The organism is Corynebacterium curieae, from assembly GCF_027570035.1.
GTDB lineage: Bacteria > Actinomycetota > Actinomycetes > Mycobacteriales > Mycobacteriaceae > Corynebacterium > Corynebacterium curieae.
Map to the genome: position 1 here is coordinate 25,734 of NZ_JAKMUU010000011.1, position 10,618 is coordinate 36,351.

The following is a 10,618-nucleotide window of genomic DNA, read 5'->3' on the forward strand; positions in this document are numbered from 1 at the left end:
CTGGACAAGGCCCGGCCCCGGTGCTCCATTCGCATGAGTCTGTGCCACGGCGGTGCGTCCCTTCTACTTCCTCACAACGGATAACTTACGATACCGTAAGTGTACGGGCGCAGGAGATACCCTTTCAAGGACCTTCTACCTAGCACTCGACTAATGCTGAGGTTGCAACGGTGGTTTAATGGAGCAAAACAAGAAAAAGCCCAGCTTTGGCTGGACTTTTCGCGTGGCCGCGTCGTAACGCGGCGGGGCTGCGAAGCGGCTTACTCCACTACGGAGTTAGCGCCCACAGCGTGGTCAAAGAGGTCCGGCAGGGTGGCGGACCAAGCGGCGACCAGCTGGGAGATAGCGACGGACTCGCCGCCGAGGGTGAGGGCGCCAGTTTCGGTGGTCTCGCCAACGACGGCGGCTGGGATGCCCACCTCGCCGGCGCGGGCCAAGACCTGATCGGCACGATCGGCGGTGGTGGCCACGAGCACGCGGGAGGCGGACTCGGAGAAGGCGGCGACGAACTCGTCCTCGTGGACCGCGGTGAGATCCAGGTTGAGGCCGAGGCCGGCGCCGTCGGCAGTCGCACCGGCGCGCTTAGCCATCTCAAAGGCGGTGACAGCAAGGCCACCCTCGGAGATATCGTGTGCCGCAGTGAGCAGCTCATTGCCGTGGAAGAACTCGGCCAAGCGCTTCTCGTTAGCCATGTCCACCTGCGGCGGCAGGCCGTTGAGGTTGTCCTTATTAGCACCCTCTGCGCTGACAAGCTGCCAGATGGAACCGCCGAACTCGTCCTTGGTTTCACCCAGGGCGATAAGCACTTCCTTCTCACCTACGGTGCCGAGCTCGTTGCCGATGGCCTTGTGCACGTCATCGATAACGCCCAGCACACCCACCACCGGGGTGGGCAGGATCGGCTCTTCGCCGGTCTGGTTGTAGAAGGAGACGTTGCCGCCGGAGACGGGGATGGAAAGCTCCACGGCGGCGTCGGCAAGCCCATGCACAGACTCGCGGAACTGCCACATAACGTCAGGGTTCTCCGGGGAGCCGTAGTTCAGGCAGTTGGTAATCGCCACGGGCTTGGCGCCGGTGACGGCGACGTTGCGGTAGGCCTCCGCCAGCGCGAGGCGGGCGCCCATATTCGGATCCAGCTTGGTGTAGCGGCCGGAAGCATCGGCGGAAACGGCCACGCCGCGGCCGGTCTCCTCATCGATGCGCAGCACACCGGCGTCCGCGTGGTGGGACTGGACGGTGTTGCCGCGCACGTAGCGGTCATACTGGTTCATGATGAAATCGCGCGAACACAGCGACGGGGAGGACACGAGCTTCTGCAGGGCCTCAACCAGGCCACGCTTGTCGGTACCCTGGTATTTCTGCAGCTCGTCCTGCCACTCCGGGCGGGCATACGGGCGGTCATACACCGGGGCCTCGTCCGCAATGGTGCCGGCCGGGGCATCCACGACGACCTCACCCTGGTGGCGGATGACCAGGTGATTGCCCTCGGTGACTTCGCCAATCTCAGCGCAGGTGACGTCCCAGTGCTCGCAGATCTCGCGGAACTTCTCCACGTTCTCCGGAGCCACAACGGCGCACATGCGCTCCTGGGACTCGGAGGCGAGGATCTCGGCCGCGGTCATATTCTGCGCGCGCAGCGGCACATTATCGAGGTTGACCTCCATGCCGCCATCGCCGGAGGCTGCCAGCTCCGAGGTGGCGCAGGCCAGGCCCGCGCCACCCAGGTCCTGGATTCCTACAACCACGCCGGCGTGGTAGAGGTCCAGGCAGCACTCGATGAGAACCTTCTCTGCGAAGGGATCGCCCACCTGCACGGCCGGCAGTTTGCGCTCAGCGCCGTCCTCGAAGGTATCGGAGGCCAGCACGGAGACGCCACCGATGCCATCCAAGCCGGTGCGCGAGCCAAAGAGCATGACCTTATTACCCTTGCCGGAAGCGAAGGCGAGCTTGAGGTCATCGACCTTGAGGGTACCCACACAGAGGGCGTTGACCAGCGGGTTACCGGCGTAGGTCTCATCAAAGACGGTCTCGCCGCCAATATTGGGCAGGCCCAGGGAGTTGCCGTAGCCACCCACGCCAGATACCACGCCGGGAAGGACGCGCTTGGTATCGGGGGCGTCGGCAGGGCCAAAGCGCAGCTGGTCCATCACGGCAATCGGGCGGGCGCCCATGGCCATGATGTCGCGGACGATGCCGCCCACGCCAGTAGCCGCACCTTGATAAGGCTCCACATAGGAGGGGTGGTTGTGGGACTCCACGCGGAAGGTCACCGCATTGCCGTCTCCGATGTCCACCACGCCAGCATTCTCACCAATGCCGGCGAGGATTTTCTCCCCCATCTCCTCGGTCATGGTCTCGCCAAAGTAACGCAGGTGCGTCTTGGAGGACTTATAGGAGCAGTGCTCGGACCACATGACGGAGTACATGGTTAGCTCCGCATCGGTGGGGCGGCGGCCCAGGATATCGTGGATGCGCTGGTACTCGTCGTCCTTCAAGCCGAGCTCCGCGTAGGGCTGCTTCTCGTCCGGAGTGGACTGCGCCTTTTCTACGGTGTCATTATGAACGGTCATTAAAGTGGCCTCCTTAAACCGCCGGCGCCTGGGCGACGGCCTTGATGGCGGATACGAAAAGTCCCAGTCCGTCGGTGGATGGGCCGGTTAGCGTGTCAATGGCGTGCTCGGGGTGCGGCATGAGGCCCACAATGCGGCCGGACTCATCGCTGACACCGGCAATGCCGTTGACGGAACCGTTGTAATTATCGGTATATCGGAAGACCACGCGGCCCTCACCCTCGATGCGAGCGATGTCATCATCGCCGGCCTGGAAGCGGCCCTCGCCGTGCTTAGCCGGCACCAGAATCTTCTGGCCCTGCTCAAACTCGCTGGTCCACGCGGTGGTGGAATTGGCCACCTCGAGGTAGGTATCGGTGCAGTGGAAATGCAGGCCCTTATTGCGGGTCAGCGCGCCTGGCAACAAACCCGCCTCGGTCAAAATCTGGAAGCCATTGCAGATGCCGAGCACCGGCATGCCTTGCTTGGCGCGATCAATGACGGACTGCATCACCGGCGCGAGCGCGGAAATGGCGCCCGAGCGCAGGTAGTCACCATAAGAAAAACCGCCCGGCACTACTACCGCATCCACGCCGTGCAGATCGGTATCTGCGTGCCAGAGGCTTTTGACCTCTGCGCCGGCGGTGCGGGCAGCGCGAGCGGCATCCACATCATCCAGGGTTCCGGGGAAAGTGATTACTCCGATTGTGGCGGTCACTTACTTGACCTCCAGCCCAACAACCTCGTAGTCCTCGATGACGGTATTGGCCAGCAGCGTGGCGGCTACCTTATCTAGGTCCTCTGCGGTGACGGTGTCATCGACCTCGATTTCGAAGCGCTTTCCCTGGCGCACATCGCTGACACCGGATACCCCGATGCGACCCAGCGCGCGGACGACGGCTTGGCCCTGCGGATCCAGAATCTCCGCCTTGGGCATGACATTGACAACTACACGAGCCATGAAATATTTGCCTTACTGTATGGGGCTTTGGTCTGCGCGAATTAGTCTAGTGTCCACCCCCTGCTTTTACCTAGACCCACCCCCGCAGTGCGGGTTTCACCCCAGTAAAGCAAACTTCATATGAACCGCCGCCGACGCTTGGGGAATTTCTTGGCGGCTTTTAGATTGCATCCGCAGCTCATCCGCACTCATGCAGGCACCGCACAGCCCACCGCCCCGCAGAGTGTCCTACAACTAAAGGGCAAGCAACTGCCCTCTCTTTTTAAGGTTGAATCTATGTCTTCTCGTCGCTTGGGTGCGCTGGCACTTGCCACCGCTTTGTCCTCTGCTGCTCTTGCCGTGCCTACTGCCGCGGCCGCAACCGATGGCTCCGCTGCCGTCATCTCCGAAGTCTATGGAGGAGGCGGCAATAAGGGCGCTGCCTTCACCCATGACTTCATCGAGCTCTATAACCCCACCGATGCGCCGATTGACCTGACCGGATACACCGTGGAGTACTTCTCCGCCTCCGGCAATACCGGCGGCAAGGTGGAACTTTCCGGCACCATCGCTCCACATGGGTACTACCTGGTCCAGGGCGCGGCCGGCAATGGCGCGGGCGATGCCCTGCCTGCCCCAGACGCCGAGGGCAGCCTCAACATGTCCGGTTCTAAGGGCTCCGTGCAGCTTGCCGACGCCACCGGTACCCCCATCGATGCCATCGGCTACGGCGCGGCCTCCATCAAGGAAGGCACCGCCGCCGCAGGCCTGTCCAATGCCAAGTCCGCCTCCCGCGACGCCGAGGGCACCGATACCGATGACAACGCCGCCGACTTCACCATCGGCGCACCCACCCCAACCAACTCCAGTAACGAGGCCCCCGCCCCGCAGCCCGAGAACCCGGACGAACCCCATCAGCCTGCCCCCGAGGGAATCACCGCCATCGCGGATATCCAGGGCACCGGCGCCGAATCCCCGCTCAAAGACCAGACCGTTGCCACCGAGGGCGTCGTCACTGGCGTGTGGGCCGAAGGCGGCCTTAATGGCTTTACCATCCAGACTGGTGGCACCGGCGCTGAGCCCACCGACGCCTCCCAGGCCATCTTTGTCTACATGGGCGATAAGCCGGCCGACCAGTACCCAGCCCTAGAGGATTCTGTCGAGGTCACCGGCAAGGTCTCCGAGTTCTACAATTCCACTCAAATCAACGCCTCCGCGGTCAAGCAGCTCGAAACCCCGCTGGAGAAGGTCACCCCACTCAAGGTGGACCAGCTTCCCGATGGCAACGAGGCCCGCGAGCCCTTCGAGCACATGCTCATCCAGCCCGGCGAGCACACTGTGACCAATAACTACTCGCTCAACCAGTACGGCGAGGTCGGCCTCGCCCCCGGCAAGCAAGCCCTCCGCCAGCCTTCCGATATCTTCTCGCCTTCCACGGATCCCAACTCCGATATCCAGAAGCTGACCAAGGAGAACGCCGATAAGCTGGTCACCCTGGACGATGGCCGCACCCGCGACTATCTCAAGACCGACCAAAATACCCCGCTGCCGTACATCGCCCAGGATGATGCCCAGACCATCAAGTCCCTGCGCACCACCGATACCGTGACCTTCCAGCACCCAGTTATCGTGGGCTTCTCTCATGAGCAGTGGCGCTTCCAGCCCACCACCCCGGTCACCGGCAACACCAAGGGCGCAGACCTGCCCATCTCTTGGGAGAACTCCCGCGAGGCCGAGCTACACGCCATCGATGATGTCAAGGGCGAGTACACCATCGGCGCCTTCAACGTGCTGAACTACTTCACCTCCCTGGGCGAGGAATTCGGCGGCAGCGCCTACACCGACCGCGAGGGCAATAAGGTCACCGTCAACCGCGGCAAGACCCGCGGCGCCTATACCCAATCGGCACTAGAAGACCAGGAGCGCAAGATCGTCGCCGCCATCAACGGCCTCGATGCCGATGTCATCGGCCTTTCCGAAATCGAAGATGGCTACGCCGTTACCGGTGACTTCGCCCAGCGCGATAAGGCGCTCAAGCACCTGACGGAAAAGCTTAACGAGGCCGCCGGCTCCGACAAGTGGGACTTCGTCCCCTCCCCTTCCGAGGACGCCGTACCGGAATCCCCGGACGTCATCCGCACCGCGTTCATCTATCACAAGGATGTGGTCAAGCCCGTCGGCGAATCCCGCATCTTCCAAGACGATCGCTTCACCGGCACCGCCCGCGAGCCACTCGCCCAGGAATTCCAGCCGCTGAAGGAGGGCGAGGAGTCCTTCGTTGCCGTGGCCAACCACTTCAAGTCCAAGGGCTCGGTGGCCAAGGGCGACGCCGATTCCGGCGACGGCCAAGGCAATAACCCGAACGTCCGCAACGCACAGGCACAGGCCGTACTCGATGCGCTGAAGAAGCAGGAAGACTGGAAGGATAAGCCGCTTTTCGCCCTGGGTGATTTCAATACCTACACCCACGAGACCGCGCTCGATGTCTTCCGCAACGACGGCTTTACCGTCCCCGCCGAAAAATACGAGGCTGACCCCTCCTACCAGTTCTCCGGCTTGCTCGGCACCCTCGACCACGTGCTGGCTAATAAGGTTGCCACCGGCACGCTTGACGACGCCCAAGTCTGGAACATCAATGCCGATGAACCCGTCGCCTTCGAGTACTCTCGCCGCAATTACAACATCGTGGACTTCTACGATGATTCCCCGTTCCGCGCCTCCGACCACGATCCGGTCAAGGTCGGCTTCACCCTCGGCACGGACGACTCCGCCGGCGAGCCAGACGATCCTGCGGACAATCCTGCGGACGAGCCTTCCGATGAGCCAGGTAAGCCAGAAGACAAGCCGTCCGATAAGCCGGGCAAGCCTGGCACCGGCTCTGGCTCTAGCTCCAGCACTAGCTCCGTCGGTGCCGGTGTCGCCGCTGCTATCGCGGCCATCGCCGGCCTCGTCGCTATCCCCGGTTTCCTCGCTGTAACCGGCAACCTTCAAAAGGCCATCCCAGCACCAATCTGGGCCATTCTGCCGAAGGAAGTAAAGAACTTCATCACTAGCCTGCAGCGCTAAACGCCCACCTACCCTGACCCCGTTCGCTTTGGATCAGTCCAGAGCGAACGGGGTCTTAATTTTGCTATCTCACGATTTTCGTCCATCTAAAACCCCATTTCCGTCGACGGTTTTGGTGGTTTAGATGGACGAAAGTCGTGAAAACGGCACGCGCCAAAGGGAATCCTTCCCCTAAATACTGCCGTTTAATGAGGAAGGTTCAGCTTAGTTTGGAAGATATGCGCCGTAATCGGCAGGGGTAGCACCGGCGTTGATGGCCCGTTCAGCGGCCTTGACGAAGTCATGGATGACCTTGCGGTCATCCAGATTGCGGCCAGAGACCGACAGGCGAACAGTATTGCCACGCTGGGCAGAGCGCTCGGCGGCGCGGATGATATTCTTGCGCCACCATTTGGCAGAACCAAAGCCCTCTCCAAAAGACAAGTTACGAGCCTGATGGAACTTGCCGGTATTAATCTGCAAAATGCCGCGAGTGGAGGCCGCTACCTCAAACTTGAACTGCGGCAATACCTGCAAGGTGCCCGGAGACATACGCCAGCGCGGTGGAGCGAAGATGGTGGGCTCGAAGCCGATCTTGGCCATCTGACGTGTAGCACCGGCGAGGCGAAGCTTCGCTTCATGGGAGTCGAGGTTAGCGAATTCCGCGCGACGGCCCTGCACTGATCTATCAAAGCCGTTGAGGATAAGGATGCGGCCGGCATCGGCTTGGTCTTGGAGCCACTTTTTGGTGTCTTTATCTTTGGCGAGGTGCCAGTTGCCGTCGATATGCGGGGCAATAAGCAGGGAAACAGGAATCTCCTCCCGATCGAGGATCGAGAGGAGCCGGCTAGCCTGCTTCCGTGTGTCATCAAAAATGCTGGAGATAGATACCAGAAGGTGGCCATTCATAAGAAAAATTATCGCACAGGAATTCAGGATTCGCGCGCTGGGCACCTATCTGGGTTTTACTTCTCTAGGCCGGTGGCCTTATTGATGGTCCACGCATATTCAAAGGCGTTTTGACGCCACTTTTCATAACGCCCGGATACGCCGCCATGGCCGGCGACCATTTCGGTCTTGAGCAGGAATTCGCCGCCGGTGGCCGTCGCCCGTAGCTGGGCAATCCACTTGGCGGGCTCGACGTAAAGCACGCGGGTGTCGTTCAACGAGGTAATCGCCAAGATGTCTGGGTAATCCTTGGCTTCGACATTCTCATACGGCGAGTAAGACTTCATGTAGTCATAAACCTCGGGATCGTGGTACGGGTCGCCCCACTCCTCCCACTCGGGCACGGTAAGCGGCAGCTCCGGCATGAGGATGGAAGTCAGCGGATCCACGAACGGCACGACGGCCTGGATAGCGGTGAACCGGTCCGGAGCCATATTGGCGATTGCACCCATGAGCATACCACCAGCAGAACCACCCTCGGCCACCATCTGATCCGCGGTGGTCACACCGCGAGCGATGAGATCATCGGCGACATCGATGAAGTCGGTAAAGGTGTTTTTCTTTTTGAGCATCTTGCCGTCGTCATACCAAGTGCGGCCCATCTCGCCGCCGCCGCGCACATGGGCCACCGCAAAAATCATGCCGCGGTCCATGAGAGACAGGCGGGTAACAGAGAAAGCCGGATCCACGCTGACCTCGTAGGAGCCATAGCCATAGAGTAGGGTCGGGTTCGGCTGGGTGCGGTCGAGATCGGCGCGGTGGACAATGGAGACGGGGACTTCGGTGCCGTCGGCAGCCGTGGTCCACAGGCGATAGGCCACGTAGTCATCCGGGTTATAGCCGCCGGGGACCTCTTGCTCCTTGAGCAGGGTGTACTCGCCGGTATCCACGCGGTAGTCAAAGAGCTGGGAAGGCTGAATATAGGACACGTAGTTCACACGAAGCACCGGCGCGTCCCACTCCGGATTACCGGATACGGAAACGGTGAAGAGTTCTTCGTTGAAATTGAGCTCTTCGAATTCGCTGAAGCCATCGTTAACGCGCATGATTGCGGCGCGGCCAATACCGCCGCGCCGATACCCCACCACTATGTGGTCACGGTAAGTGTCCACACCTTCGATGCGGGTAGTCTCCTCGTGCGTTAGAAGGGCGGGCAGCTCGCGCAGGGAGGGCAACTCATCGGCGGCTTTGGTATAGCCAACCTCGAAGTTTGGTCCGGTGGCATTGTGGGTAACAATCCAATAGTCCTCGTCCTTGACGACGGCGTGGTCGACGTCGTAGTCCACGCCAGCTTCGCGCTGCCACAGCAGGCGGAATTCTCCCTCAGGATTGTCCTCTTCGAGCACCCACACCTCAGAGGTCACCTTGGAGCTTACGCCAAGGAAAAGGTATTTATCGGAGCGGGCGCTGCCGATGCCGACGTTGAAGTGCTCGTCTTCTTCCTTAAATACCTGCACGTCTTCGGACTGCGCGGTACCTACCTTATGGCGCCAGATGGCATCAGGGCGCCATGCCTCGTCGACGGTGGTGTAAAAGATATAGCCATCACCAGCCCAGGTGGCGCCGTAGAAGATGCCTGTGAGATGGTCGTCGAGAAGCTCGCCGGTCTCCAGGTCCTTGATGTAGAGCTCGAAGCGTTCGTCGCCGGCAAAATCTACAGAGTAGGCCAGGTAGCGTCCGGAATCCGAGATGGAAGCTGCGCCGAGGGCGAAGAAGTCTTTGCCCTCGGCCAGCGCGTTGGCGTCGAGGATGATCTCCTCGCCTTCCGGGGTGCCCTCCTCGGGGATAACCGGGGCCGTCCAGGGATCGTAGCCCTCTTCGACTGGGAGGCGGCAGGAGTAGCCGTAACTCTTGCCCTCCTCGGTGCGGCCGTAGTACCAGTAATCGCCGCGGCGGGAGGGCACCGACATATCGGTCTGCTTGATGCGGGACTTAATCTCTTGGAAGATGTTCTCCGTCATCTCATCCAAGTGCGCGGTCTTCGCCTTGGTGTAATCATTTTCTGCGTTGAGGTAATCCAGGGTTTCCTGGGATTCCTTATCGCGCAGCCACTCATAGTTATCCACGAACTCGCGACCGTGGAAGGAACGGGTCGCGGGGTGGACGGCGGCTACGGGGGCGGAAAGATTCTCGTTGCTCATGCCGCCCCACTGTACGCGTGGCGCCGCATGGGGCGGGAGCTAGGACTCAGGCGAGAGGAAGTCGGCGAAGCGCTCGCCGGAAAGCCGCTCATAGGCCTCGATATAGCGCAGGCGGGTGGCGGAAACGACGTCATCAGGCAGCTGCGGCGGAGTATCGTCGGCGGCTTGGTCCCACCCAGAGGCGTCGGAAGTAAGCCAATTGCGCACGTACTGCTTGTCGAAGGACGGTTGGACCTCGCCCTCGACGTAGGAATCGGCCGGCCAATAGCGCGAGGAGTCAGGGGTGAGGACCTCATCGGCCAGCACGAGGGTGCCGTCTTGGTCTAGGCCGAACTCGAACTTGGTATCGGCGAGGATGATGCCCTTCTCCTCCGCCAACGCAGCGGCCGTAGAATAGATGCGCAGGGTGGCCGCGCGCAGCTCTTCGGCGCGCTCGGCGCCCAACTTGTCTACTACGTAATCGAAGGAGACGTTCTCATCGTGCTCGCCCTGCTCTGCCTTGGTGGCTGGGGTGAAGATGGGCTCGGGCAGGCGGGAAGCCTCCGCGAGGCCCTCCGGCAGCTCGATGCCGCACACGGTGCCATTGGCCTTGTACTCCTTCAGACCAGACCCGGTGAGGAAGCCGCGGGCCACGCATTCGAAGGGAAGCATATCCAGCTTCTTGACCACCATCGCGCGGCCGAGGCACTCGGCGGGGATGCGCTCATCATCGAGCGGGCCGGCGAGGTGGTTGGGGAAATCGATGGAGTCGAAGAAGAACTTCGAGGTCGCGGTCAGCACGCGGCCTTTGTCTGGAATGGCGGGCTCTAAGGCGTGGTCGTAGGCGGAGATGCGGTCCGAGACCACCATCAGCAGGGTGTTCTCGTCCACATCGTAGATATCGCGGACCTTGCCAGAGGCAAGATGGGTATAAGAAGAAAGCTCAGGACGCATGACTTTCATTCTAGCGCCCAGGGGCGGCGAGCACGTTTCGATCAAATAAGCCCCGAAATCCG

Annotated in this window: 7 protein-coding genes; 1 reads left to right on the top strand and 6 read right to left on the bottom strand. The window is 61.3% G+C overall.

Annotated elements, in window-relative coordinates:
* Positions 1 to 260: 260 nt before the first annotated feature.
* Genes purL through purS form a run of 3 tightly spaced genes read right to left on the bottom strand, consistent with a single transcriptional unit; the run spans position 261 to position 3,510 of the window.
* Positions 261 to 2,570 carry a phosphoribosylformylglycinamidine synthase subunit PurL gene (gene purL, locus L8V01_RS11280; protein ID WP_269947107.1) on the bottom strand — a complete coding sequence of 770 codons (2,310 nt, stop codon included), beginning with the start codon at positions 2,568 to 2,570 and terminating at the stop codon, positions 261 to 263.
* Positions 2,571 to 2,583: 13 nt separating this feature from the next.
* On the bottom strand, positions 2,584 to 3,267 hold the full coding sequence (gene purQ, locus L8V01_RS11285; protein ID WP_005325791.1) for a phosphoribosylformylglycinamidine synthase subunit PurQ: 684 nt from the start codon (positions 3,265 to 3,267) through the stop codon (positions 2,584 to 2,586).
* On the bottom strand, positions 3,268 to 3,510 hold the full coding sequence (purS, locus tag L8V01_RS11290; protein WP_269947108.1) for a phosphoribosylformylglycinamidine synthase subunit PurS: 243 nt from the start codon (positions 3,508 to 3,510) through the stop codon (positions 3,268 to 3,270). It lies immediately after the preceding gene.
* Between the two features lie 276 nt (positions 3,511 to 3,786).
* On the opposite strand from purS, the gene L8V01_RS11295 reads away from it, so the two are divergent.
* Positions 3,787 to 6,555, top strand: coding sequence for an ExeM/NucH family extracellular endonuclease (locus tag L8V01_RS11295; RefSeq protein ID WP_269947109.1), 2,769 nt, complete (start codon positions 3,787 to 3,789; stop codon positions 6,553 to 6,555).
* Between the two features lie 204 nt (positions 6,556 to 6,759).
* On the opposite strand, the gene L8V01_RS11300 is transcribed toward L8V01_RS11295, so the two are convergent.
* From L8V01_RS11300 to L8V01_RS11310, 3 genes are read right to left on the bottom strand one after another with little or no spacing between them, the layout of a single operon-like run.
* On the bottom strand, positions 6,760 to 7,443 hold the full coding sequence (locus L8V01_RS11300; protein ID WP_269947110.1) for a DUF2334 domain-containing protein: 684 nt from the start codon (positions 7,441 to 7,443) through the stop codon (positions 6,760 to 6,762).
* 56 nt (positions 7,444 to 7,499) lie between these two features.
* Entirely contained in the window at positions 7,500 to 9,623 is a 2,124-nt protein-coding gene (locus L8V01_RS11305; RefSeq protein WP_269947111.1) for a S9 family peptidase, read from the bottom strand.
* Positions 9,624 to 9,662: 39 nt separating this feature from the next.
* Entirely contained in the window at positions 9,663 to 10,556 is an 894-nt protein-coding gene (locus L8V01_RS11310) for a phosphoribosylaminoimidazolesuccinocarboxamide synthase (protein WP_269947112.1), read from the bottom strand.
* Positions 10,557 to 10,618: the final 62 nt, after the last annotated feature.

Bases quoted from the DNA above. Each gene is read 5' to 3' on its own strand.
- L8V01_RS11310 (WP_269947112.1), bottom strand. From the start codon at position 10,556: ATGCGTCCTGAGCTTTCTTCTTATACCCATCTTGCCTCTGGCAAGGTC.
- purS (WP_269947108.1), bottom strand. From the start codon at position 3,510: ATGGCTCGTGTAGTTGTCAATGTCATGCCCAAGGCGGAGATTCTGGAT.
- L8V01_RS11305 (WP_269947111.1), bottom strand. From the start codon at position 9,623: ATGAGCAACGAGAATCTTTCCGCCCCCGTAGCCGCCGTCCACCCCGCG.
- purL (WP_269947107.1), bottom strand. From the start codon at position 2,570: ATGACCGTTCATAATGACACCGTAGAAAAGGCGCAGTCCACTCCGGAC.
- L8V01_RS11295 (WP_269947109.1), top strand. From the start codon at position 3,787: ATGTCTTCTCGTCGCTTGGGTGCGCTGGCACTTGCCACCGCTTTGTCC.
- L8V01_RS11300 (WP_269947110.1), bottom strand. From the start codon at position 7,443: ATGAATGGCCACCTTCTGGTATCTATCTCCAGCATTTTTGATGACACA.